The following is a 21,357-nucleotide window of genomic DNA, read 5'->3' as shown; positions in this document are numbered from 1 at the left end:
CCATATTTCTAGAATCATCGAATAATTGGGCAAAACGATCACGCCGCCGTCTGCGCACCCTTGCATCCGACTTCGTCCGCGCAGCACTCCGCCGCCAGAAAATCGACCAGCCCCCGCATTGCATCGAAGTTCGCGTGGCAGACCAAGGTCGTGGATTCCCTGACCTGACTGACCAGCCCGACCGAGACCAGGGTCTTGATGTGATGCGACAGCGTTGACGCCGGAATCTTCAGCTTGTCCTGCAGGCGCCCCACGGGCATGCCCGAGTGCCCCGCCCGAACCAAGGCGCGGTAGATCTGAAGTCGCGTCCGGTTGCCCAAGGCCTCCAGGCGTGCTGCTGCGTCGTCGATCTTCATGACGACACCATGCGCCGTTCGCCTCTCCCTGTCAACGATATTTCTAGAATATTGGAAATATCGAACGTGTCTCCGAGCATGGGCCGGTTTCAACAGCACTTTCCGTGCTGCTGGACCGGTGGACAAGGAACGGAGCCGTAAGAACAAAAGACGCAGCAATCGCCGCTCTTGGGCTTCAGCCGGGTCCCGCACCGCTTGCAATCGTAGAAGAACTGGCAGGCATCAGTCGGCATGGTTTCGACCGACGCATGCTGGCAGACCGGACAGGTGATAATCGATTGCGTTTGCATGACAGATTTTCCGCGATCGCAGGACACGGCACATTAATTGGTCAGAACAACCGAAGCCAATGGGGAAGCGTGCTTTGCATGTTGCAGCGCCGGAGGCATTGCCGTCAAACGAGCGCCGCTGGCCCGGGCGAATTAAAATTCCTTGGATCGCTCCGGCAGTTAGATTCCATGCGTGGCGCCGGCTCCTAACACGCCCGATGCATTTCAGATTGACGCCGCCCCAATAATTCCATAAGTCTGGATATATGGAAACAGAAGAAGCTGTCCTCGCGCTCGCGGCGCTGTCGCAATCCACCCGCCTGGAGGCCTTCCGGGCGCTGGTCCGGCACGAGCCCGACGGCCTTGCGGCCGGCGACCTCGCCCGGCTGCTGGAAGTGCCTCAAAATACGCTCTCTGCGCATTTGTCGATCCTGAGCCGGGCGCGCCTCGTCTCCTCCGAGCGGCACAGCCGCTCGATCGTCTACCGCGCCAACCTCAGCGAATTCCGGGACGTTGCGGTTTTCCTGCTGCGCGATTGCTGCGGCGGACGGCCGGAGGTTTGCGAGCCGGTCGTCGCCAGCCTCCAGGCCTGCTGCTCGCCAAAGCGAAAGGAGAAAAGCCGTGCCTGACCAGATGTACAATATCCTGTTCCTGTGCACAGGCAATTCGGCGCGCTCGATTCTCGCCGAATCGATCCTTCGCAAGGACGGCGCCGGCCGCTTCCGGTCCTTCTCCGCCGGCAGCACGCCGAAGGGCGCGGTGCATCCACTGGCACTGCGCACGCTGGAAAGCATGGATTATCCCGCCGAGGGGATGCGCTCGAAGAGCTGGCTGGAATTCGCCGCTCCCGATGCGCCGGTGATGGATTTCGTCTTCACCGTTTGCGACAACGCCGCTGGCGAGGCCTGCCCGATCTGGCCGGGACAGCCGATGACCGCACATTGGGGGATCGAGGATCCCGCCTCTGCCGAAGGCACCGATCTGGAGAAGCAGGCCGCGTTCGTCACCGCGTTCCGCTATCTCAAGAACCGGATCGACACCTTTGTGAGCCTGCCGCTCCGGAGCATCGACAAACTCTCCTTAGGCACCAGGCTGCGCGAGATCGGCCGCTCCAACGGCTCCACACTTACCCGGGACGACGTAGGCTGACCGATGGGATTCTTTGAACGATACCTCACTCTCTGGGTCGCGCTGTGCATCGTGGCGGGCGTTGCGCTGGGGCATGTCATGCCCGGCTTCTTTGGAGCGGTCGCAGCCGCCGAGGTCGCCAAGGTCAACCTGCCTGTCGCGGTGCTGATCTGGCTCATGATCGTGCCGATGCTGCTGAAGATTGACTTCGGCTCGCTGGGCCAGGTCCGCGAGCATTGGCGCGGCGTTGGCGTCACCCTTTTCATCAACTGGGCAGTCAAGCCGTTCTCGATGGCGCTCCTGGGCTCGTTCTTCATCGGCCATCTCTTCGCACCGATGCTGCCGGCAGGTCAGATTTCGTCCTACATCGCCGGCCTGATCCTGCTGGCCGCTGCGCCCTGCACTGCGATGGTGTTCGTGTGGTCCAACCTGTGCGAGGGAGAGCCTCACTATACTCTGAGCCAGGTCGCGCTGAATGACGTGATCATGGTTTTCCTGTTTGCGCCGCTCGTCGGGCTGCTGCTCGGGGTCGCCTCCATCAGCGTTCCCTGGGGCACGCTGCTGCTTTCGGTTCTGCTGTACATCGTGGTGCCGGTGATCGTCGCGCAAGCGTGGCGCAAGATGCTGCTGCAAAAGGGCGGCGGTGCCTTCGACCGCAGTTTGCGGATGCTGCAGCCTCTTTCGCTGGTTGCGCTTCTGGCAACGCTGGTCCTGCTGTTCGGCTTTCAGGGAGAGCAGATCGTCAGACAGCCGGGCGTTATCGCGATCCTCGCCGTACCGATCCTCGTACAGGTCTATTTCAATGCTGGCCTGGCGTACTGGCTCAGCCGGCGGCTTGGCGTGGCCTGGTGCGTCGCCGCTCCGGCCGCCCTCATCGGTGCGAGCAACTTCTTCGAGCTGGCGGTCGCTGCCGCAATCAGCCTGTTCGGCCTCGATTCCGGCGCCGCGCTTGCGACCGTCGTCGGCGTTCTTGTCGAGGTGCCGGTGATGCTGTCCGTCGTCCGCATCGTGAAGGCGACCAGAGGCTGGTACGAAGCCGGCGCCGACAAAGTCTCGATGCCGGCGGAGGCCCCGCGGTAAAGCCGGGCGCAGCAGCATATGACGGTCCCAATCGCGGAGACATCTCGATGAGCATCACGATCTATCACAACCCCGATTGCGGAACCTCGCGCAACACGCTCGCGATGATCCGGCAGAGCGGCGTCGAGCCTGACGTCATCGAATATCTGAAGACGCCGCCATCGCGCGACCGGCTCAAGGAGCTGATCTCGGCCATGGGAATTCCCGTTCGCGCGCTGCTGCGCGAGAAGGGAACGCCCTACAAGGAGCTCGGCCTCGCCGACCCCAAATGGACGGACGACGAGCTGCTCGATTTCATGATGACGCATCCCATTCTCATCAACCGTCCGATCGTGGTGACGGCGAAGGGCACGCGACTGTGCCGGCCCTCGGAGGCCGTCGTCGATCTCCTGGACAATCCCGTCGGCCGGTTCGTGAAAGAGGATGGCGAGGTGGTCGAGGCCAGGTAGGCTCACCTCGCCCCTGCCCCGGAGCGTCATGTGCGCTCCAAGCCATCTCTAATGGATGATCTGGCCGAGGAAATCCCTCGCCCGCTCCGTCTTCGGCGCACGGAAGAAGGTCTCGGGGTCGGCTTCCTCGACGATCGCGCCACGATCCATGAACACCACACGGTCCGCGATCTCGCGGGCAAAGCCCATCTCGTGCGTGACGCAGACCATGGTCATGCCGTCCCGCGCGAGCTCCACCATGGTGTCGAGCACTTCCTTGACCATCTCCGGGTCGAGCGCGGAGGTCGGCTCGTCGAACAGCATGATCTTCGGCTGCATGCACAGCGCCCGCGCGATGGCGACGCGCTGCTGCTGGCCGCCGGAGAGCTGCCCCGGATATTTGTTCGCCTGGTCGTGGATGCGCACCTTGCGCAACAAAGCGATCGCGCGCTCGTGCGCCTCGGCGCGGGACAGGCCCCGCACCTTCATCGGCGCCAGCATGCAGTTCTCGACGACCGAGAGATGCGGAAACAGGTTGAAGCTCTGGAACACCATGCCGACCTCGCGGCGAACGCCGTTGATGTCGTCCATCCGGTTCGTCAGCTCGACACCATCGACGACGATCCGCCCCGCATCGTGCTTCTCGATGTGGTTGATGCAGCGGATCAGCGTCGACTTGCCGGAGCCCGAGGGACCGCACAGCACGATCTTCTCGCCGGCCGCGACCGAGAGGTTGACGTCGTTCAGCGCCGTGAAATGGCCGAACCGTTTCACCAGATTTTCGACGGTGACGATGGACGCCTGATTCTCCGCAGCGAGCTGAAGCATTTTTCTCTCCCAAGAACAGGATGATGCGCTAGCGGCCCACAATCGCATACCGCTTGCGGAGCGACGCCACGCATTGCGATGCCGCCGAGCTGATCGCGAGGTAGACCACCGCAATGACCAGATACATCTCGACCAGACGGCCGTTGAGCTGCGCGAGCTTCGAGGCTGCGCCAAGCAGATCGGTGAGCGAGAGCACATAGACCAGCGAGGTGTCCTGGAACAGGATGATGGTCTGGCTCAGGATGATCGGGCTGGCGACGCGAAGCACCTGCGGCAGGATCACGGAGCGATAGGTATCGAATGTGGACAATGCGAGCGCCTGACAGGCCTCGAACTGCCCCCTGTTCACCGCCCGCAATCCGACCCGGATGATTTCCGAATAGTAGGCGGCCTCGAACAGGCCGAAGGTGATGAACGCCGTCCAGGTCGCGCCGATCGGAACCGGCCGCCCGCTTCCGCTGAGATGGCCAAGCACGATCGGCACCAGAAAGAAGAACCAGAACAGAACCAGGATCAGCGGGATCGAGCGCATCAGGGCGACATAGCCACGCACGAGCTTGCCGAGCACAGGCACTTCGAAGTGCTGCACCAGCGCCAAGCAGGTCCCGAGGATCAAGCCGACCACGAAAGCCACGGCCGTCAGCGCCAGCGAGAACAGCAGGCCAGACCAGAGATAGGGCCACGCCTGAAGGACAACGGAGAAATCGAGGCTGTTCATTTCACGACCTCCATCGCGTCGGGCAAGGAACCGACCTGTTGTGCGACGCGCGTCGCGGTCGGTTCGACCGCATTCTCCGCACGCCCGGTGCCCGGAATGCGCACAGCCCTGTCGATCAGCGCCATCCCCTGATAGGCGATGAGTGCCAGCGCGAGGTAGACAAGCGTCGCGGCGCCGAAAGCCGTGAAAGTCTGGAACGTCGCTTCGCCGATCTGGCGGGCCTGCGCCGTCAGCTCCATCAGCCCGATGGTGAGCGCGACCGAAGTGTTCTTGTAGATGCCCATCACCTCGCTGGTCAGGCTCGGGATGATCAGGCGCAGCGCCTGCGGAACGATGACATAGCGATAGGTCAGATATCCGCCGAGCCCGAGTGCGCTTGCCGCTTCGACCTGTCCTTTCGGCAGGGCCTCGATCCCGGCGCGAACCTGTTCGGCGATCCGGGCCGCGGTGTATAGACCGAGGCACACCAGCGCCGGAAAGAACGATCCCCAGGGCGGGGGAATTTGCTTGATGGCGTTTCCGAGCGCGACGGGAAGAATCTCCGGCAGGACGAAATACCAGAGAAACATCTGCACGAGCACGGGGATGTTGCGGAAGATCTCCACATAGAGACGCGTAAGCGTCGCGACGGCCTGGTTCTGCACGGTACGGCCGATACCGACGACCACCCCGACCGCGAAGGCAATCCACCAGCCGAAGAACGCCAGTGCCAAGGTCCAGCCGAGGCCCGACACGAGCCAGTCGATATAGCGCTGGCCATCCGCGGTCTGTTCAAGAAGCACTGCAAACATGGCGAACCTCAGGGCTCGGTTTGCGGGACACTCTCCGCCGACGTCGCAATTAATCGACCGCGTCGCTGGGATGGGCGATCCGTTCCGTGAGCTCGACCGTCAGCGGGAACGCCAGGTTCTCATTCTTGGGCGGAATCGGCCTCGTGAACCATTTTGCGTAAGTCTTCTCGAACTGGCCCGAGGCCATCTGCTTCGACAGCACGTCATCGACGAGCGCCTTGAAGCCGGTATCGCCCTTCGTGAACATCAGCCCATAATAGATCTTGGCGTAGCCCTCGGGGAGAAATATCAGCGCGTCCGGATTCGGAGCTGCGGCCTTGAGGCCGGCGAGGAGAATATCGTCTTCCATGAAGGCGGCCGCGCGACCGGTGTTCAGCATCAGGAAGGATTCAGCGTGATCCTTGGCCTGGACGATGTTGAAGCCGAGCTGCTCCTTCGCATTCACGCCTTGCGCAAAGCCGACGGCATTGGAGCCCTGGGTGACGACGATGGTCTTGCCCTTGAGATCGCCGGCCGTCTTCAGGCCGCTGTCCGCCTTGACCAGCCAGCGCGGCTGGCTCACGAAGGTGGCGACCGAGAACGAGACCTGCTCCTGCCGCTTCTTGTCGTTCGCGGTGCCGCCGCACTCGATATCGACGGTGCCGCTCTGGATCAGCGGGATGCGGTTGGACGAGTTCACCGGAACGTAATTGACCCTAAGACTGGGCAGGCCGGTCTCCGCCTTGATGCGCTCGACGATGGCGGCGCACAGATCGAGCGAGAAGCCGATCGGCTTCTGGTCAGGACCGAGATAGGAGAACGGGATCGAGGCTTCGCGGTGGCCAATGGTGATGGCGCCGTTCGATTTGATCCTGGCGAGCGTGGGACTGTCGGCGGCAGCCGAGGGTCCACTGAGGGCGCCGAGCACCGCGAGGCCGGACAGAATGCTCAAGACACGCGCAGACTTCGTCATGTACATCTCCCCTGATGAGCGGCCTATGCGGCCCTCGATGATGGCTTCACGCCGCGCCGCCGGATGATCTCGATCAGGCGGTCGACATCGGCCATCGTGTTGAACATTCCGAACGACACGCGAATGCCGTCCCGTTCCGGTGACACGCGGACCCCGTTCTCCTCGAAATAGCCGAGCCATTCGGCGGCGGGCAGCGCGATGACATAGATGTGCGGCGCGCGATGCTGCCGCGCGCGAGGGCCGACGAGGCGAACGTTGAGCGCGTCGAGCCGGGCGATGAGATGGTCGCCGAGATCGAAGCAGTGGTTCTGGATGTTCTCAACGCCCAGCGCTCCGATCATGTCGAGCGAGGCACCGAGCGCATGGATCGCCGGAAGATTGAAATTGCCGAGCTCGAAGCGGCGGGCGCTCGGGGCAGGCTCGAGCTTATCGGGATTGGCGATGAGATCGGCCGGGACTTCCGCAAGGCTCGCGGCCGCAAGATAAGCAGGCTCGAGCTCGGTCCTGGACTTGTCCCAATAGAGCAGGCCCAGCCCTTGCGGCACGAGCAGCCCCTTGTGACTGCCCGAACCAATGAAGGTCGCGCGCATCGCCTTGGCGTCGATCGGCACGACGCCGATCGCCTGCATCACGTCGACGACGAAGTAGAGTCCCTTCTCCGCGCAGAGGGCACCGATGCTTTCGACATCGAAGCGGTGGCCGGCATGGAAGGTCACCTGCGACATCGAGATCGCCCTCGTGTTCGCATCGATATAGGGACGAATGCTCTCGGCGTTCACGACCTCCGTCATCGACAGGAACTCGACGGTCACGCCCTTGCGCCGCAGATTGAGGAACGCGTAGGCGTTGTTCGGATGATCGCCCTGGATCATCAGGACCTTGTCGCCGGCGCGCAGCGGCAGCGCGTTCGCGGCGATGTTCATGCTCTCCGAGGTGTTCTTGGTGAAGGCGATCTCGTCGGCCGATGCGCCGAGAAACCGCGCCAGCTTCTCGCGAGTCTGCTCGACGCGATCGAGCCAGACGCTCTTGGGGCCGGCGGTCTCGAGACCTTCGCTCAGGAAACGGTCGATCGCTGCTTTGACCGGGCGCGCAAGCGGCGTCTGGAAGCCGGAGTCGAGATAGGTGATCCGCTCGGCAGCCGGAAACTCCTTCCGCACGGCTTCAGCGTCGTAGTGGCCTGACATCCCGATCTCCTCAGCACGTCCGCGGCGGCTCGCACTGCACAAATCCTATTCACCGCCCGGCAACGCCAACGATATGGGCAAAGGCGCAAAATTGCCTATATAAATTTTCATATTTTAGTAGTTTTAATTCCGAAAAATGATAATTTGCTAATAAGCAGGGTGGAGACTGACAAAATGCAGCAGCCAAGTACCGACGGGCCACTGGACCGGGCCTTTGCGATCATTGGCTATGTCGCCAGCCAGACGAGGGCAGCCTCGGTCGCGGACATCGCTGCTGCGCTGTCCCTGCCACTGCCGACTGCGCACCGGCTCATCGGAAATCTGGAGCAGCGCGGGCTGCTTCAGAAAGCCGTGGGAACGAAGCGCTACGTGGTCGGCAATCAACTGGTCACGCTGTCAGCCCGCGTCATCGGCGCAGCTTTCCGCACCGCGCGCCGGCATGCCGTGCTCCGCGCCGTCGCCGCCGAAATCGGCGAGCAATGCGAGATCGGGCTCGTGCGGGACAATGTCGTTGCTTACGTCGACAGCGTCCGCGTATCGCAACCGCAGGGGCTCCAGTTCAATCCGGGCGAAGCGGCCCCGCTCCACTGCACGTCGACCGGCAAGATCTACATGAGCCGCCTGCCGGAGCGCGCGCGGGAGAAGCTGTGCCGCGCGCTCGCGCTGACGCGATATACCGAAACGACGATCGTGGATGTCGAGAGCCTGATGCAGGTCCTCGACGAGACCCGCAAGCGCGGCTGGGCCAAGACCAACGAAGAATATGTGAGAGGCGTGGTCGGCTGCGCCGTCCCGATCCTGTCTCCGGATCGCGAACTGATCGCGTGCCTGGGTGTGTCCGTTCCCGTGGCACGCGTGAGCTTCGAGGAGCTGGATCGGTTCATCGCTCCGCTGCAGAAGGCCGCGGCGCTGCTGTCGGAGACGATCCTCGGGGATGACGAGGAGGACGCAGGCGAAGGATCCTGATCTGTCTCGCCCGGTCCAACCTTGCTTCGTTGTCGATCAGCTCTTCGTGCTGGCCGTCTTGTCGAGCGCGGCACGTACGCCGGTCGCGAGCTTGATCGCGTCGTCGTTGGCCCAGAAGTGCATGAAGAACAGCCGCGGCTGCTCGTCCAGCATGTGGCTGTGGAGAGCGGTCACGGCAATGCCATGCGATCGCAGCGCCTTGATCACCGGATTGACCTCATCGCCGGTCAGCACGAAGTCGCCGGTGATGGCCGCCTTGCCCGCGCCGGTCGGCTGGAAGTTGATGGCGGTCGCAACCCCGAGCGGCCCGACGGGGCTCAGCTGCATTCCCTGCTCGGTGACCGGATCACGGCGGGGAACATTGAACTGGTAGACGCCGCCATTGGCCTGTCCCTTGACGCCGATGATCTGGTCGAGCTGCGCGGTGTCGAGATCGACGGCAGGCGGCGGGGCCGCGGGAGCCGACACCGACAGCGGCGTCCTGCTCTCGGCGAGCGCCTCCTTGAGGGCCGTCGCGATCTTGAGCGGATCACCGTGGCCGGCCACGTGCATGTAGAACGTCGCCGGGCTCGCACCGAGCAGATGATTGTGCACGGCCGTGATCTCCATCCCGTTCGCAATCATCTTCAGCATGACCGGGTTGATCTCGGACTCGAGCAGCACCAGATCGCCCATCGCCATGGCGCCGCCGTGGGCCGGCTTGAACGCGACCCAGCCGCCGAGCGCGAGCGCCGGCTTGATGGTCACGCCATCAAGCGTCACCGTGAGGTCGGTGCGCGGAAAGCCGTAGCGATGCACGTCGCCGGTCACGGCGGGCTTGCGGCCCAGCGCTTCATCGACCTTCTGCCAGTCGACATCCTGCGCGCGGGCGGTCGCGATGAAGCAAGCGCCGATGACCATCAGCGCCGAGATTGTCTTGCGCATTGAACTGCTCCCTTGAGCTTGCATTCGGTTTCCGGAGCCGCCTCAGTTCCGCTCCTTGATCTGGCCGCTGCTGTCGACAACGAGCCGCACCTGCTTGCCGTTCTTGATCGCCCTGGCGGTCGTTCCCTCTGCAGTCGATTTGATGTCGCTGACCTCGGTGTAGCCAGCCGCCTTGATCCTGGCGACGAGCTCGTCCTGGGTCAGCGCGCGTGCGGCAGACGCGCCGCCAATCAGCGCCAGAATGAGGAAAGCGTGAAGGATTGTCCGTGTGCGCATGGTCGTTCTCCTGTGTCCCCGCCCCAGGTGAAAGTCCGTTTCGCAAGGTTACGCATCGACAAGGCCGGCGCTCCGCGCCGGACCGATGAGCTGAAATGATGCGTTGGATGATATCGGGGTGTCAGATGACATGCTGCGTCCCTGGTGAAAATCAGGACGCGATTCTTGGGCATGTCGCCTCACGGGGAGATCGCACATCCCCGACACGCCGAGTAGAAGACCGGGTGGCCGAGCTGTCAACTCACCCTTCCCCGAACGTCCTCACAAAGAATTTTACGCTTCGTTTGGAACCGCCAACCACTCTTGAAACCTGAAGACCATCTCACGTAAGGTGGTCCTCACGGGGACAATGCAGACTCCCCTTGAGACCCCGGTCCAAGCTCTGCGCAGCACGCAAATACGTGGAGCTTGCGCATGGACACCGAACGTCACTCCTCTCCCCGCCAGACCGTAGCAATCCTCTCACGCGGCAACGCTGCCGCGCGCCGCGAGGCCACGGCGCAGAACAGCCGCTTCGTCCGCGTCTTCGAAGCGCTCGCCGCCGTCGGCATCGAAGCCTCGCCGGTGATCTACGACGAGAGTTTCGCCGGCGCCGTCCGCGATCAATTGCTCGCAGCAGACGGCGTGCTGGTCTGGGTCGATCCGATCCACCAGGGCAAGACGCGCGCCGGGCTCGACGCCCTGCTGCGCGACGTTGCGGCGCAAGGGCCATGGGTGAGCGCGCATCCCGAAATCATCCTCAAGATGGGCGTCAAGGAGGTGCTCTACCGGACGCGTCATCTCGGCTGGGGCGCCGACACGCATCGCTATGACACCGCCGCAAGCTTCCGCGCCGGATTTCCCGCACGCCTTCGGACCGACGGCCCGCGCGTGCTGAAGCAGAACCGCGGCAATGGCGGCCAGGGCGTCTGGAAGGTGGAGGCACTGCCCGACGCTCAAGACATGGTGCGCGTGCTGCATGCGCAGCGCGGCAGCATGCCCGAGGACATGCCGATCGACGCTCTGCTCGCGCGATGCGAGCCGTATTTCGGCTGGGGCGGCTGCATCATCGACCAGGCGTTTCAACCGCGCCTGCCCGACGGCATGATCCGCTGCTATATGAGCGGCGCCAAGGTGGCGGGCTTTGGACACCAGAGGATCAAGGCCCTGATCCCGCCGCCGCCGGAGGGGCCGGATTCCCCCGATGCTCAGCCCGGTCCGCGCAACATGCACGGCCCTGACGCACCGCAATTCCAGGCGCTACGCAGAGCGATGGAGGAGCAGTGGACGCCGCAGATGATGGCGACGCTCGGCATCGATGAGCCGTCATTGCCGGTGATCTGGGACGCGGACTTTCTGTACGGGCCACGCGATGCGGCCGGCGCCGACACCTACGTGCTGTGCGAGATCAACGCGAGCTCGTGCTTTGCGATCCCCGATGAGGCACCGGCGGCGATCGCGCGAACGGTGAGGCAACGCATGCTCCGGACAATGGGCGTGCGTTCCGGCGCATAACGAGACAGCGGGCGAGCTCCCCCAGCTCAGATCTTCGGGAGCTTCGCCCGCTCCACCACGCCGGTCCATTTGACGATCTCGGTCTCGATCAGCGCCTTCATCTCCGCCGGCGAGCTGCCGCGGACCTCGCCGCCAACGGCGGTCTCCAGGCGCTGCTTGATGTCGGGGTCCTTGAGCACCTCGAGGGTCGCAGCATTGAGCGTCGCCATGATCGCGGGCGGCGTGCCCTTCGGAGCCAGGAGCCCTGCCCAGGTGCGCACGTCGTAGCCCTTGATGCCGGCTTCCTGAACGGTCGGAACATCAGGCAACAAGGCCGTGCGCGTCGGCGAGGTCACCGCGAGGCCGCGGATCGCGCCGCCCTGGATCTGCGGAGCCAGCAGCACGGGCGTGCCGACAATGATGGGGACTTCGCCGCCGAGCAGCGCGGTGACGGACTGCGCATCGCCGCGATACGGCACGTGCACGATCTCGACGCCGGCCGCCGCGTTCAGCAGCTCTCCGGCAAGATGATGCGTGCTGCCGAAGCCGACCGATCCGAAACTGAGCGCGCCCGGCTTCTCCTTCGCGATCGTGATGAGATCGCCAAGCGACTTCGCGGGGTGATCGTTGCGCACGGCAATGACGAGCGCGTAATAGACCAGCGTCGAGATCATGTCGAAACTCTCGGCCGGCTGGTAGGCAAGGCTCTTGTAGGTCGCAGCCGAAATCGCATGCGCCCCGGTGACGAGACCGAGCGTGTAGCCGTCGGGCGCGGCTTTCGCGATGGCATCCGCCGCGATGTTGCCGCCCGCGCCGGGCTTGGCCTCGACGATGATCGGCTGCCCGAGCTTCTTCGAGAGCCCGTCGGCGATGATGCGCGACAGCGTGTCGGCCGCACCGCCCGCGGCAAATCCGTGCAGCAGCCGGATCGGGCGCGATGGATAAGTGTCCGCCGATACCGGCGTCGTCGCGAGACAATTGCCCAGCAGAAAAATGGCCGCAGCAAGCCGCTTCATCCAGAGCATGGATGCTTCTCCCTTTGATTGTTCTATCGTTGGCCGCAGCGCGTGCGGCGTCTTCAAGTCGCGATCGAAGCCGTTAAAGTGTGAGCATGATCTATTCGGAAAACCGCTTCACACTTTTCCGGATCATGCTCTAACGCGCGAACTCCGTGCATTCAGGCGATGGCGGCATGCCCCAGACGTCGCGCGGCAGGCCGACCCAGACCTTTGGCCGCTGCGGACGATCGCGGTGCCATGGCCGCGGCTCGAAATAGCCGAGCGCCTCGTCGGTCATGCGGTCGAGATCGCAAAACAGCTCGACCAGATGGCCGTCGGGATTGCGGTGATAGATCGCGGTGTTGTGGCCGGGGCCGTGACGAACCGGTCCCCAGAGCACGGGCAGCTTGTGCCGTGCGAGATGATCGCAAGCTTGGTGCATGTGGTCGGGGCCCCGCAGCTCGAAGGCAAAGTGATGAAGACTGCGGACGGACGCGCGGGCGAAGTTGAGCGTGTGATGCTCGAAGCCGCTGCGCATGAAGACGAAGCGGTCCTCGATCCAGTCGGAGACCCGCAGGCCCATCAGGTTCGCGTAGAACTCCGAAGCGGCTTTCGGATCGGGCGTGCGCAGCGCGACGTGGCCGAGCTTGGCGACCGCGAGCCCACTGATCCGCTCCTGCGCGGGCGTCGGCGTCCAGCCCTGGATCAATTCGAAGCGCGTGCCTTCAGGATCGCTGAAGGACAGCAGCCGGGACACGCCCGGCAGGGAATCGCTGTGAAGCTCGGGCCGTAAGTCAGCCTGCTTCAGCGCGGCGCCCAGCGCCTCGATCTGCACATCGGGCGATATCTCGAAGGCAATGCTCTTCAGCGCGGCGTCACCGGGCTCGATCACCAGCGAGAGCTGCTCGGAATCGTTGGCGAGAAACAGGCGGTCTCCGTCGCGGCCGACGAGGCCAAGACCGATCACGCCGCGATAGTAGTCGAGCAGCCGCTCGGGATCGGGCGAGGTGAAGGTCGCGTGCCGCAGCCGGGTGAAGCGTGCAATGGGTGCTTGTGTCATCGTGCGATCCCCCCCTCATGGCGTCATGATGATCTTGCCGAGCGCGGAGCCCTGCTCCAGCAGCGTATGCGCTTTCCTGACCTCGTCGAGCCTCAAGACCGCCGAAATCGCCGGCTTGATCGCATTGCGGCTCAGCGCCTCGATCACGCTGCGCATCAGGGCGCGGCGGCCGTCCCGATCGTGGTCGTAGATGTGGAAGGAGAAGCAGCGCACGGCCGGACAGATGTCGAGATGATTGCGCATCGCCGCCATCAGATTCTCTTCCGGCAATCCGGCGAAGGCGTTGTACGACAGCAGCGTGCCCCATTTGCCGAGCGCGCCGAGATAGGCGGTGAACTCCGGCCCGCAGACATGATCGAGCACGAGGCCGACGCCTTCGCCCTTGGTCAGCTCGCGCGTCCGTGCCACGACATCCTCGCTTCGGTAGAAGATGATGTGATCGGCACCGTTGGCCTTCGCGAACGCGGCTTTCTCCTCGGTCGAGACCGTGCCGATCACGGTCATCCCGGCGAGCTTGGCCAGCTGCACCAGCGCGGTGCCGACGCCGCCGGCAGCGCCGATCACCAGAACGCTCCTGGGCGCGCGCGGATGGCCGCACTCCTGCAGCAGCGCCTGGGCCACCTGGTAGTTCGACAGGCACACGGCCGCTTGCAGATCGACATGGTCGGGCAGCGCGTGAACGGCATCGGCAGGTGCGACCACATAGTCGGCGTAGCAGCCGCCGCGCTGGGACAGATCGCGCGCGCTCAGCAGCACCTTCTGGCCGACGGCAAAACCCTCGACACCGGGCCCGATGGCGGAGATGCGGCCGGCGACGTCGTTGCCGGGATTGGCCGGCAGCGGCGGCATCCATTTGTAAACGCCGCGCCGGATCAGCGCGTCAGGCTGCCCGACCCCGAACGCCTCGGCCCGGATCTGCACCTGCCCAGCACCCGGTACGGGCACCGGAAGCTCGACCACCTCAAGTGCCTCCGGCCCGCCCGGCTGACGCACCAGCACTGCCCTCATCTGTTCATGCTCCCCAGACGCCTTCAGAGACCATATTTTCGAAAATCATACCGTTTACGAAAATTATTGCAAGATGGTCGTTGCCGCGGCATGTTGAGGCATCGATTCATTGGCTGAGCCATGTCCGAAAGCGCCATTCGTCCCCGCAAGGAATTCGGCAAGACCATCGCCGCCGACATCACCCATCGGCTGCGCGAGGAGATCATCGCCTGCAGCCTTGCGCCCGGCGAGCCGCTGCGCTTCGACGTGCTGCGCGAACGCTTTGGCGCGAGCTTTACGACGCTGCGCGAGGCGCTGACCGCGCTTGCCGCCGAAGGTCTCGTCGACGCCCAGGAGCAGCGCGGATTTCGCGTGGCGCCGGTCAGCCGCCAGGATCTGGTGGAGGTCACCGACGCCCGGGTGCTGATCGAGGTGGAATTGATCCGCCGCTCGATCGAGCGGGGCGACGATGACTGGGAAATCGCCGTGATCTCGACGCTGCACCGCCTGAAGCGGATCGAGCAGCGCCATCCCGAGCATCCCCTGCGCGATCCCGAATGGAAGATTGCCCATCGCCAATTCCACCAGGCGCTGGTGTCCGCCTGCGGCTCGGCAACGCTGCTCGCCATTCGCGCCGAGCTGTTCGACCGCGCCGAGCGCTACCGGCACCTCTCCGCCAATTTCCGGCCGCGTCCGCGCGACAAGGCCGGCGAGCACCAGGCGATCATGCAGGCCGCGATCTCGCGCAATGCCGATCTCGCCGTGCAACTGATCGAGGCGCACATCCGCTCGACCTCCGACAACGTCGCGACATACGCCGGCCATCTGCTCGACGCCGAATAGGCACGCCGGCAATTTCACGCACGGCGGACTTGCGCGCTGCCTCATTTTCGAAAATAATACAGAAGATCGAAAATTGAAACCCTTGGGGCGAAACCATGAAGCTGCTGTCGTTCTTGGACGGAAATCGGGAAAGCTGGGGCGCCGTTGTCGAAAACGGCGTGGTGGATCTCGGCCGCGCCCTGCCCCAGTATCCGACGCTGGCGGACTTTCTCGGCAGCGACGATTTTGCGCGCCGTGCGGCCATCGTCGCCGCGCACAAGCCCACGCTGGCGCTGAGCGACGTCAAATATCTGCCGGTGATCCCGCGCCCGGAGAAGATCGTCTGCGCGGTGCGCAACTATCTCGACCACCACAACGAGGCGGTGGCGTTCGGCATGAAGCGCGAGATCACGGAGTTTCCGCCGATCTTCCTGCGGGTCTGGCGTTCGCAAGTCGCGCACAACGCGCCGGTGATCCGGCCAAAGGTCTCCGACAATTTCGACTGGGAGGGCGAGCTCGCCGTCGTCATCGGCAAGGGCGGCCGCCACATCAGCCAGGCCGACGCCTGGAATCACGTCGCGGGCTACTCGATCTACAACGACGTCAGCGTGCGCGACTGGCAGCGGCATGCGCAGCAGATCGCCTCCGGCAAGAACTTCGTCGGCACCGGCCCGTTCGGACCGTGGCTGGTCACGCCTGACGAGATCGGCGATCCCACCAGGCTGAAGCTGGAGACGCGTGTCAACGGCGCGACCGTGCAGTCCTCCGACACCTCGATGCTGATCTTCTCGATCCCGCGGCTGATCGAATATTGCTCGACCATCTTCGACCTCGTGCCCGGCGACGTCATCGCCACCGGCACGCCGGCCGGCGTCGGCTTCACCCGCAAGCCGCCGATCTTCCTTAAAGCCGGCGACGTGGTCGAGGTCGAGATCGAGAATATCGGCGTGCTCCGCAATCCCGTCGTGGACGAGGCGTAAGACCCGCATGTCCTACGACATTCGCAAGACCGCGCTCAGCGTCGAGACCGTCTGGCACGAGCGCGGCCCGCGGCTGGAGCAGCCGCTTCTGGTGGGGACCGCGGTCGCAGTGATCCGCAATCCCTTCGCCGGCCGCTATGAGCCAGATCTGATGCCGTTCCAGGCCTCCTTGCGTGAGCTCGGACGCGAGCTTGCAACCGGGCTGATCGCGCAGCTCGGCGGCGCATCGCGGATCGAAGCCTATGGCAAGGGCATCATCGTCGGCGAGGACGGCGAGCTCGAGCACGGCGCCGTCTGGCACGAGGCCGGCGGCCACGGCATGCGCGAGGTGCTTGGTCAACCTAAGGCGATCGTGCCTGCCGCGAAGACCATCGGCGGGCCCGGCACGCGCCTGATGGTGCCGCTCGGTCACATCCACGCGTCCTACGTCCGCAGCCATTTCGGCACCGCGGAGATGACGCTGTGGGATGCGCCACGGCGTGACGAGATCGCCTTCGGCCTCGTGATGGCGACCGGCGGTAGGCCGCATGCGCGCATCGGCGGCCTCAAGGCGTCGGAGATCTCCGTGCACGACGGGCAGCGGTGACGCGCCGGCGCGCTCAATGCGCGCCGCAGCGGCAGCGCTCGTAATCGGCGGGATCGTGGCTGTTGACGATCCTCACGCGGTCGCCATGGTTCAGCTTCAACGCGCGCAGCCGCGCCTGGTTCGCGATCCGCATCTTGCGATCCATGTCGCCGCGGCGCTGGAAATAGCCGAGCACCAGAGGCACGCGCGGCGACGCGTCGAGCTGGGCGTGGTGGAAATAGCTGTCGCCGGCGTGCAGCAGCCATGTATCGCCCGAGCGCACCGCGATGCCGCAATGGCCGAGCGTGTGGCCGGCTAGCGGGATCATCAGCACATCCGCTTCCTTGTCGCCGAGCGCGCGCACGCCCTTGAAGCCGAACCAGTCCTCGCCGGATTCGCCGTAGAATTGCCAGCGCGGTCCGTGGCTCCACTGCCCGGTGACGTAGCGCCCCTCGGGTGGCGCCGGCTTGCGCAGCACCGCCATGTCGTGTTCGGCGCGGTGGACGTGGATCGTGGCGTCGGGAAAGTCGGGCACGCCGCCGGCGTGATCGCGATCGAGATGCGTCAGCAGCACGTGACGCACGTCCTTGGGTGAATAACCAAGTGCCTCGACCTGCTGCACCGCCGTCTCCGCAGGATCGAGCGTTGGCGCGGTCTGGCGTACCCATCGCCGTCCCAGCCGCTCTGGCGTTGCGATATCTCCGAGGCCGATGCCGGTGTCGACCAAGGCGAGCCCGTCATTGGTCTCGACCAGCAGGCAATGACAGACCATGCGGGCGCGCTGGAACAGGCTGCCGGTGCCGTTCACCAGGCGGCGTCCGACCGGGCACATCGTGCCGGTGTTGAGATGGTGGATTTTCATGGATGACCCTCGCCTGTTGTGACAGGCGGGTTCTTGCCACCACGTAATCCATAGGTAAAATATCGAATATTGATATTATCTCTAGGTATATCCTATGGACATCCGCGAGCTTCGCTACTTCGCCGCCGTCTACCGCGAGCGCAATCTGACTGCCGCGGCGCGCGCCTGCTTCGTGTCGCAGCCGTCGATCTCGACCGCGATCACCAATCTGGAGGCCGAGCTCGGCACCACGCTGTTCATCCGGCACAAGAAGGGCGTTGCGCCCACGGCCTCGGCCGAGCAGTTTCACACCCTCGCCCGCCGCATCATCGACGAGGCCGATGCCGCGCGCAGCCTGTTCAGGAAGCCGGCGACAAAAACTACGGTGACGCTGGGCCTGATGCGCACGCTCGACGTGCCGCGGACGATCGCGCTGCTCAAGCCGCTGACGGCGCGCAGCGACGTTGCGCTCCGCCTCGTCGGCAGCGACGAGCGCGCCGATGCGCGGATCATCGCCAAGACCATGCTGCGCGATGACGAACATTTCGTCGCGCTGTGGAGTGAGCGCTATGTCGCGGCGCTGCCGCCGTCACACCCGCTGACGCTGAAGGAGAAGCTCCGCACCGCCGATCTCGCCGACGTGCCCCTGATCGACCGCTGCCATTGCGAACAGAGCGCATTCTTCGGCCGCAATGCGCAGCGGCGCCAGACTGCGGCGATCGCGCAATCGGAAGACTGGGCGATGGCGCTCGTGGCCGCAGGCGTCGGCATCGCCATCGTCCCGGAAGGCGTGGCACGCGGCAACCCTGATGTCGCGGTGCGCGAGATCGAGGTCAAGGTCAAGCGCGAGGTGGGGCTGGCCTATCGCGCATCAGTGCCGTTAACCGATGCGTTGAAGGATTTTGTCACGAAGCTTCAGAAGCAGCGAAAAGTCGATCGGACTTCAGGCCGGCGCGTTGCGCGCAAAGCGCTCAGCCCTTCGAGACGACCGCGCGGCCGTAAGGCGGCTGGCTTATGACCGGCGGGTTGGCGGTCTGGGCGGCGAGCTCGCCGATCAGGCGGTCGGCATCGGCGGCCATGCCGTCGGGCGCCTGGATCACCAGGCGCTCCAGCGCCCAGCGGTAGGAGGAGACGCGCTGCTCCAGGCACTGCTGCACCCACTGCACGATCAGCGAGTTCTCCTGCATGCGCGCGACCGCATCGTCCCTCTCCCGCGGCGAGAGCGCGGAGACGCGCGCCATGCTGGCATCGCGCTTCCTGTCGAGATCGATGACGCGGATCGCGCTGGCGAAGAACGGCTCGAAACGGGTGATGTCGTTGCGGACGTCCTCGATCAGCTGCGCATAGCGCGAGGAGTGCGAGCGGTGCGGCTCGTCGATCAGCGTGCGGCCGTACATGGTGCGGTCGAACACGATCTTCTGCCGCCAGGGTGACGGCAATGCCTTGTAGTCGCCGAACACGCTCTTCCAGGCCGGGCGCGACAGCGGCGGCTCGATCATGGGATAGGCGAGGTCGCGAAGCTGGCGCTCCTCGTCGGTGAGCTGGAATTGCGAAGGCTTCAGGCCGACGCTGCCGGTAGCCTCGGCGCCCAGCCAGCGATGCATGTCGTCGCTGCGCATGTCGGCGCGGGTGCGGCCGAAATCGCCGCCGCTGCAGGCGCCCAACGTCGCGCCGAGCAGCGCGAGCAGGACGGCCGATACGAAAGGCCGGATATGGCGGATGAGGTCCGGCATTGCAAAAAAGGCCGGACCTAGCGACGGCGACGACGGCGCCCCGGCGCTGTGCCCTGCTCCGGCCCGCGATCGCCGCTGGTTTCGTCGCTCTCGCGCTCGATGCGGATCACCGGGAGGATCAGAATCGTCCCCATGTCCGCCTGCGGTGTGACGTCCCCCGACGAGCCTACCCGGCGACCGGCCGGAAATTCGATGATGGTCCCCATGTCAGCTCTCTCAATTGCCGCGCGATCAAATACGCCCCTGCAACATGGCGATCATTAAGATCAGCTCATGGTTAACGGGGTGTAAACATGCCCTTTGGACCGTAACCGCACGGGCCGGCCGCGCCGTCCCGTTGCGGCACGAGAAAGCTTCAAATTTAAGGGCCGGCTTCACGCCTCATTTTCCTTAACGAGGCTTTAAAGGAACCTGCGCTAGGCTCCCCCAGCAAGTATCTTCTTCGAGTTGCGTACGCCTCCATGACCAAGTCGCTGTTTCCCGGATTCGACGGGCTGATGAGCCTCTCCCGTCGCGAAGGCGTCGATGTTCGGCCGACGCTGCTGCGCGTGCTGACCGACCTCTATGTCCAGACGCGCGTCCATAGCGACGACGAACAGCGTCAGTTCATCGAGCTTGCGACGCGGCTGATCGACCAGGTCGACGATGCGACGCGCGCGGCCATCAAGGCGAAGCTCGCGGTCTATCCGCAGACGCCGGTCCCGGTGCTGCAGAAGCTCGGGCTGGTCGCGGCCCAGGAAGGCCGCAGGGTTCCGCTGGCGCGCGAAATCCCCGCACCCGCGCCGGCCCCCTCCCCGGTCCGCGCCCCGACCGAGGCCGAGCAGCGCATGGCCGCGAACATGGCGATGCAGCCGAAGGACGCCGCCGAGATCCACGACATGTTCTTCCGTGCCGACGCCTCCGAGCGCGCGCTGATCCTGCACAATCTGGCGCAGACGCCACTGAAGGCCGCGCCGCGGATTCCGACCGTGCGCGCCAAGCGCGCGATCCATATCCTGGAGATGGCGGCGATCGCCAATGATGTCGAGAACTTCACTCTCGAGCTCGGCGACAGCCTGATCCTGCCCTCGCGCGTCGCCGCGCAGATCGTCGACGATGCCGGCGGCGAAGCGCTCGCGGTCGCTGCGCGCGCGCTCGACATGCCGAGCCCGAACTTCCAACGCATCCTGCTGTTCTTCAAGCCGGAGATCGGCAATTCCGTGAACGAGGTGTACCGGCTGTCGCGGCTCTACGACCGCCTCGACGACCGATCCGCGCTGGTCATGCTCGCCGCCTGGCGCGGCTCGACGCTCGCGGTGACGCGGGCAAAGTACCAGTCATCCCTGCATGACGGCGAACGCCAGCGCGCCCGCGCGGGCGCAAGCCAGACGCGGCCGGGCGTGCAGCCCGGCTCCGCGCCTGCGGTGCGGACGGGGACTGGCGGATCGTCGGAGCACTGATCGGCTCGCGCTCGCGCGCGGCTGAGTGTTGGGCGCGGACGTGCCTCAAGCTCGTCATTGCGAGGAGCTCTTGCGACGAAGCAATCCAGAGTCCCTCTGCGGAAAGATCCTGGATTGCTTCCGCCTTCGCTAAAGCTTCGGCGGACAAGTCGTTACGCTCGCAATGACGGTGGAGCAGCAGTCAGGCCTTCGCCAATTCCAGAAAGTGCCGCCCCGCGCGGTCCTCCGTCTCGACGATCCAGGCGTCCGGATCGAAGCGAAGCTCCTTGGTCAGCCGTTCCTCGATCGCGTGCTCCGGCAGCGGCTGCGGCGCAACCGGCACGAAGAAGCGATCGACCGGGCGGCCGTCGTCATAGACGGTCTGCGGCGCCGGCACGTAGAGCATCGCATGGCCGTCGAGCAGCGACACTTTCACAAACACCGCACCCGCCTCCTCGGCGCCGCGACGGCGCACCGCGCCGAACACGCCCTCGGTCTGGCAGCGGCGCAAATAGGCCGCGACCCATATGTTGGATTTCAAACGCATGAGTCGGACGATAGGCCAGCGCGAAGCGCACCG

General features: G+C 64.8%; 27 protein-coding genes. 11 read left to right on the top strand and 16 right to left on the bottom strand.

Going from position 1 to position 21,357, the window contains the following annotated elements:
- Positions 1-38 precede the first annotated feature (38 nt).
- Both JQ635_RS13680 and JQ635_RS38965 read right to left on the bottom strand, forming a co-directional pair.
- Positions 39-356, bottom strand: a complete 318-nt coding sequence (locus JQ635_RS13680) for an ArsR/SmtB family transcription factor (RefSeq protein WP_211410390.1) — start codon at positions 354-356, stop codon at positions 39-41.
- Positions 357-445: 89 nt separating this feature from the next.
- Positions 446-646: a GDCCVxC domain-containing (seleno)protein gene (locus tag JQ635_RS38965; protein ID WP_246583515.1), complete on the bottom strand. Its 201-nt coding sequence runs from the start codon at positions 644-646 to the stop codon at positions 446-448.
- Positions 647-891: 245 nt separating this feature from the next.
- Here JQ635_RS38965 and JQ635_RS13675 point away from each other — a divergent pair, with 245 nt between their 5' ends.
- Genes JQ635_RS13675 through arsC form a run of 4 tightly spaced genes read left to right on the top strand, consistent with a single transcriptional unit; the run spans position 892 to position 3,282 of the window.
- A complete protein-coding gene (locus JQ635_RS13675; RefSeq protein WP_211410389.1) occupies positions 892-1,254 on the top strand; it encodes an ArsR/SmtB family transcription factor in 363 nt (120 codons plus the stop codon).
- Positions 1,247-1,774, top strand: coding sequence for an arsenate reductase ArsC (locus JQ635_RS13670; protein ID WP_211410388.1), 528 nt, complete (start codon positions 1,247-1,249; stop codon positions 1,772-1,774). Before JQ635_RS13675 ends, JQ635_RS13670 begins: the two co-directional genes overlap by 8 nt.
- Before the next feature lie 3 nt (positions 1,775-1,777).
- Positions 1,778-2,833 carry an ACR3 family arsenite efflux transporter gene (gene arsB / locus JQ635_RS13665; protein WP_211410387.1) on the top strand — a complete coding sequence of 352 codons (1,056 nt, stop codon included), beginning with the start codon at positions 1,778-1,780 and terminating at the stop codon, positions 2,831-2,833.
- 47 nt (positions 2,834-2,880) lie between these two features.
- A complete protein-coding gene (gene arsC / locus JQ635_RS13660) occupies positions 2,881-3,282 on the top strand; it encodes an arsenate reductase (glutaredoxin) (RefSeq protein ID WP_211410386.1) in 402 nt (133 codons plus the stop codon).
- Between the two features lie 48 nt (positions 3,283-3,330).
- Here arsC and JQ635_RS13655 read toward each other — a convergent pair whose 3' ends face one another.
- Genes JQ635_RS13655 through JQ635_RS13635 form a run of 5 tightly spaced genes read right to left on the bottom strand, consistent with a single transcriptional unit; the run spans position 3,331 to position 7,734 of the window.
- A complete protein-coding gene (locus JQ635_RS13655; protein WP_246583514.1) occupies positions 3,331-4,089 on the bottom strand; it encodes an amino acid ABC transporter ATP-binding protein in 759 nt (252 codons plus the stop codon).
- A 28-nt stretch (positions 4,090-4,117) separates the two neighbouring features.
- Positions 4,118-4,807, bottom strand: a complete 690-nt coding sequence (locus tag JQ635_RS13650) for an amino acid ABC transporter permease (protein ID WP_211410385.1) — start codon at positions 4,805-4,807, stop codon at positions 4,118-4,120.
- Positions 4,804-5,598: an amino acid ABC transporter permease gene (locus tag JQ635_RS13645; RefSeq protein ID WP_211410384.1), complete on the bottom strand. Its 795-nt coding sequence runs from the start codon at positions 5,596-5,598 to the stop codon at positions 4,804-4,806. Before JQ635_RS13645 ends, JQ635_RS13650 begins: the two co-directional genes overlap by 4 nt.
- A 49-nt stretch (positions 5,599-5,647) precedes the next feature.
- A complete protein-coding gene (locus JQ635_RS13640; RefSeq protein WP_211410383.1) occupies positions 5,648-6,556 on the bottom strand; it encodes an amino acid ABC transporter substrate-binding protein in 909 nt (302 codons plus the stop codon).
- 17 nt (positions 6,557-6,573) lie between these two features.
- Positions 6,574-7,734 (bottom strand): aminotransferase class V-fold PLP-dependent enzyme, encoded by a 1,161-nt coding sequence (locus JQ635_RS13635; RefSeq protein ID WP_211410382.1) that lies wholly within the window; start codon positions 7,732-7,734, stop codon positions 6,574-6,576.
- Positions 7,735-7,908: 174 nt separating this feature from the next.
- On the opposite strand from JQ635_RS13635, the gene JQ635_RS13630 reads away from it, so the two are divergent.
- A complete protein-coding gene (locus tag JQ635_RS13630) occupies positions 7,909-8,700 on the top strand; it encodes an IclR family transcriptional regulator (RefSeq protein WP_211410381.1) in 792 nt (263 codons plus the stop codon).
- 36 nt (positions 8,701-8,736) lie between these two features.
- Here JQ635_RS13630 and JQ635_RS13625 read toward each other — a convergent pair whose 3' ends face one another.
- Both JQ635_RS13625 and JQ635_RS13620 read right to left on the bottom strand, forming a co-directional pair.
- On the bottom strand, positions 8,737-9,624 hold the full coding sequence (locus JQ635_RS13625) for a DUF1259 domain-containing protein (RefSeq protein WP_211410380.1): 888 nt from the start codon (positions 9,622-9,624) through the stop codon (positions 8,737-8,739).
- Between the two features lie 42 nt (positions 9,625-9,666).
- Positions 9,667-9,900, bottom strand: a complete 234-nt coding sequence (locus JQ635_RS13620; RefSeq protein ID WP_211410379.1) for a hypothetical protein — start codon at positions 9,898-9,900, stop codon at positions 9,667-9,669.
- A gap of 414 nt (positions 9,901-10,314) precedes the next feature.
- On the opposite strand from JQ635_RS13620, the gene JQ635_RS13615 reads away from it, so the two are divergent.
- On the top strand, positions 10,315-11,394 hold the full coding sequence (locus JQ635_RS13615) for a Cj0069 family protein (protein ID WP_211410378.1): 1,080 nt from the start codon (positions 10,315-10,317) through the stop codon (positions 11,392-11,394).
- A 26-nt stretch (positions 11,395-11,420) separates the two neighbouring features.
- Here JQ635_RS13615 and JQ635_RS13610 read toward each other — a convergent pair whose 3' ends face one another.
- The 3 genes from JQ635_RS13610 to JQ635_RS13600 all read right to left on the bottom strand — a co-directional run bounded on the left by JQ635_RS13610 (position 11,421) and on the right by JQ635_RS13600 (position 14,439).
- Positions 11,421-12,398: a tripartite tricarboxylate transporter substrate binding protein gene (locus JQ635_RS13610; protein WP_211410377.1), complete on the bottom strand. Its 978-nt coding sequence runs from the start codon at positions 12,396-12,398 to the stop codon at positions 11,421-11,423.
- Positions 12,399-12,528: 130 nt separating this feature from the next.
- Complete coding sequence (locus tag JQ635_RS13605; protein WP_211410376.1) at positions 12,529-13,431, bottom strand: VOC family protein; 903 nt, start codon at positions 13,429-13,431, stop codon at positions 12,529-12,531.
- A gap of 15 nt (positions 13,432-13,446) precedes the next feature.
- Positions 13,447-14,439: a zinc-dependent alcohol dehydrogenase family protein gene (locus JQ635_RS13600; RefSeq protein WP_211410375.1), complete on the bottom strand. Its 993-nt coding sequence runs from the start codon at positions 14,437-14,439 to the stop codon at positions 13,447-13,449.
- A 120-nt stretch (positions 14,440-14,559) separates the two neighbouring features.
- Between JQ635_RS13600 and JQ635_RS13595 the strand changes: the two genes are divergently transcribed.
- From JQ635_RS13595 to JQ635_RS13585, 3 genes are all read left to right on the top strand, one after another.
- The gene (locus JQ635_RS13595; protein ID WP_211410374.1) at positions 14,560-15,261 is read left to right on the top strand and encodes an FCD domain-containing protein; all 702 of its coding nucleotides are present in this window, start codon (positions 14,560-14,562) and stop codon (positions 15,259-15,261) included.
- A gap of 95 nt (positions 15,262-15,356) precedes the next feature.
- Positions 15,357-16,220, top strand: a complete 864-nt coding sequence (locus tag JQ635_RS13590; protein ID WP_211410373.1) for a fumarylacetoacetate hydrolase family protein — start codon at positions 15,357-15,359, stop codon at positions 16,218-16,220.
- 7 nt (positions 16,221-16,227) lie between these two features.
- Entirely contained in the window at positions 16,228-16,806 is a 579-nt protein-coding gene (locus JQ635_RS13585; RefSeq protein ID WP_211410372.1) for an amino acid synthesis family protein, read from the top strand.
- Between the two features lie 13 nt (positions 16,807-16,819).
- On the opposite strand, the gene JQ635_RS13580 is transcribed toward JQ635_RS13585, so the two are convergent.
- Positions 16,820-17,647: an MBL fold metallo-hydrolase gene (locus JQ635_RS13580; RefSeq protein ID WP_211410371.1), complete on the bottom strand. Its 828-nt coding sequence runs from the start codon at positions 17,645-17,647 to the stop codon at positions 16,820-16,822.
- Between the two features lie 94 nt (positions 17,648-17,741).
- Between JQ635_RS13580 and JQ635_RS13575 the strand changes: the two genes are divergently transcribed.
- The gene (locus JQ635_RS13575) at positions 17,742-18,644 is read left to right on the top strand and encodes a LysR family transcriptional regulator (protein ID WP_211410370.1); all 903 of its coding nucleotides are present in this window, start codon (positions 17,742-17,744) and stop codon (positions 18,642-18,644) included.
- Here the strand turns inward: JQ635_RS13575 and JQ635_RS13570 are convergent.
- A complete protein-coding gene (locus JQ635_RS13570) occupies positions 18,598-19,359 on the bottom strand; it encodes a hypothetical protein (protein ID WP_211410369.1) in 762 nt (253 codons plus the stop codon). The genes JQ635_RS13575 and JQ635_RS13570 overlap by 47 nt on opposite strands.
- 17 nt (positions 19,360-19,376) lie before the next feature.
- Positions 19,377-19,565 (bottom strand): hypothetical protein, encoded by a 189-nt coding sequence (locus JQ635_RS13565; RefSeq protein ID WP_211410368.1) that lies wholly within the window; start codon positions 19,563-19,565, stop codon positions 19,377-19,379.
- Between the two features lie 255 nt (positions 19,566-19,820).
- Between JQ635_RS13565 and JQ635_RS13560 the strand changes: the two genes are divergently transcribed.
- Positions 19,821-20,798, top strand: a complete 978-nt coding sequence (locus JQ635_RS13560; RefSeq protein ID WP_211410367.1) for a DUF2336 domain-containing protein — start codon at positions 19,821-19,823, stop codon at positions 20,796-20,798.
- 181 nt (positions 20,799-20,979) lie between these two features.
- Here the strand turns inward: JQ635_RS13560 and JQ635_RS13555 are convergent, their stop codons facing one another.
- Positions 20,980-21,324 (bottom strand): DUF1491 family protein, encoded by a 345-nt coding sequence (locus JQ635_RS13555; RefSeq protein WP_211410366.1) that lies wholly within the window; start codon positions 21,322-21,324, stop codon positions 20,980-20,982.
- Positions 21,325-21,357: the final 33 nt, after the last annotated feature.

Source organism: Bradyrhizobium iriomotense (assembly GCF_018130765.1).
GTDB classification, from domain to species: Bacteria; Pseudomonadota; Alphaproteobacteria; order Rhizobiales; family Xanthobacteraceae; genus Bradyrhizobium; species Bradyrhizobium iriomotense_A.
This window is presented reverse-complemented; position numbering and strand designations above follow the sequence as displayed.

What these genes read in the sequence shown, in the direction of transcription:
- JQ635_RS13680 (WP_211410390.1), bottom strand. Translation starts at nt 356, where the DNA reads ATGAAGATCGACGACGCAGCAGCACGCCTGGAGGCCTTGGGCAACCGG.
- JQ635_RS38965 (WP_246583515.1), bottom strand. Translation starts at nt 646, where the DNA reads ATGCAAACGCAATCGATTATCACCTGTCCGGTCTGCCAGCATGCGTCG.
- JQ635_RS13675 (WP_211410389.1), top strand. Translation starts at nt 892, where the DNA reads ATGGAAACAGAAGAAGCTGTCCTCGCGCTCGCGGCGCTGTCGCAATCC.
- arsB (WP_211410387.1), top strand. Translation starts at nt 1,778, where the DNA reads ATGGGATTCTTTGAACGATACCTCACTCTCTGGGTCGCGCTGTGCATC.
- arsC (WP_211410386.1), top strand. Translation starts at nt 2,881, where the DNA reads ATGAGCATCACGATCTATCACAACCCCGATTGCGGAACCTCGCGCAAC.
- JQ635_RS13655 (WP_246583514.1), bottom strand. Translation starts at nt 4,089, where the DNA reads ATGCTTCAGCTCGCTGCGGAGAATCAGGCGTCCATCGTCACCGTCGAA.
- JQ635_RS13650 (WP_211410385.1), bottom strand. Translation starts at nt 4,807, where the DNA reads ATGAACAGCCTCGATTTCTCCGTTGTCCTTCAGGCGTGGCCCTATCTC.
- JQ635_RS13645 (WP_211410384.1), bottom strand. Translation starts at nt 5,598, where the DNA reads ATGTTTGCAGTGCTTCTTGAACAGACCGCGGATGGCCAGCGCTATATC.
- JQ635_RS13640 (WP_211410383.1), bottom strand. Translation starts at nt 6,556, where the DNA reads ATGTACATGACGAAGTCTGCGCGTGTCTTGAGCATTCTGTCCGGCCTC.
- JQ635_RS13635 (WP_211410382.1), bottom strand. Translation starts at nt 7,734, where the DNA reads ATGTCAGGCCACTACGACGCTGAAGCCGTGCGGAAGGAGTTTCCGGCT.
- JQ635_RS13630 (WP_211410381.1), top strand. Translation starts at nt 7,909, where the DNA reads ATGCAGCAGCCAAGTACCGACGGGCCACTGGACCGGGCCTTTGCGATC.
- JQ635_RS13625 (WP_211410380.1), bottom strand. Translation starts at nt 9,624, where the DNA reads ATGCGCAAGACAATCTCGGCGCTGATGGTCATCGGCGCTTGCTTCATC.
- JQ635_RS13620 (WP_211410379.1), bottom strand. Translation starts at nt 9,900, where the DNA reads ATGCGCACACGGACAATCCTTCACGCTTTCCTCATTCTGGCGCTGATT.
- JQ635_RS13615 (WP_211410378.1), top strand. Translation starts at nt 10,315, where the DNA reads ATGGACACCGAACGTCACTCCTCTCCCCGCCAGACCGTAGCAATCCTC.
- JQ635_RS13610 (WP_211410377.1), bottom strand. Translation starts at nt 12,398, where the DNA reads ATGCTCTGGATGAAGCGGCTTGCTGCGGCCATTTTTCTGCTGGGCAAT.
- JQ635_RS13605 (WP_211410376.1), bottom strand. Translation starts at nt 13,431, where the DNA reads ATGACACAAGCACCCATTGCACGCTTCACCCGGCTGCGGCACGCGACC.
- JQ635_RS13600 (WP_211410375.1), bottom strand. Translation starts at nt 14,439, where the DNA reads ATGAGGGCAGTGCTGGTGCGTCAGCCGGGCGGGCCGGAGGCACTTGAG.
- JQ635_RS13595 (WP_211410374.1), top strand. Translation starts at nt 14,560, where the DNA reads ATGTCCGAAAGCGCCATTCGTCCCCGCAAGGAATTCGGCAAGACCATC.
- JQ635_RS13590 (WP_211410373.1), top strand. Translation starts at nt 15,357, where the DNA reads ATGAAGCTGCTGTCGTTCTTGGACGGAAATCGGGAAAGCTGGGGCGCC.
- JQ635_RS13585 (WP_211410372.1), top strand. Translation starts at nt 16,228, where the DNA reads ATGTCCTACGACATTCGCAAGACCGCGCTCAGCGTCGAGACCGTCTGG.
- JQ635_RS13580 (WP_211410371.1), bottom strand. Translation starts at nt 17,647, where the DNA reads ATGAAAATCCACCATCTCAACACCGGCACGATGTGCCCGGTCGGACGC.
- JQ635_RS13575 (WP_211410370.1), top strand. Translation starts at nt 17,742, where the DNA reads ATGGACATCCGCGAGCTTCGCTACTTCGCCGCCGTCTACCGCGAGCGC.
- JQ635_RS13570 (WP_211410369.1), bottom strand. Translation starts at nt 19,359, where the DNA reads ATGCCGGACCTCATCCGCCATATCCGGCCTTTCGTATCGGCCGTCCTG.
- JQ635_RS13565 (WP_211410368.1), bottom strand. Translation starts at nt 19,565, where the DNA reads ATGGGGACCATCATCGAATTTCCGGCCGGTCGCCGGGTAGGCTCGTCG.
- JQ635_RS13560 (WP_211410367.1), top strand. Translation starts at nt 19,821, where the DNA reads ATGACCAAGTCGCTGTTTCCCGGATTCGACGGGCTGATGAGCCTCTCC.
- JQ635_RS13555 (WP_211410366.1), bottom strand. Translation starts at nt 21,324, where the DNA reads ATGCGTTTGAAATCCAACATATGGGTCGCGGCCTATTTGCGCCGCTGC.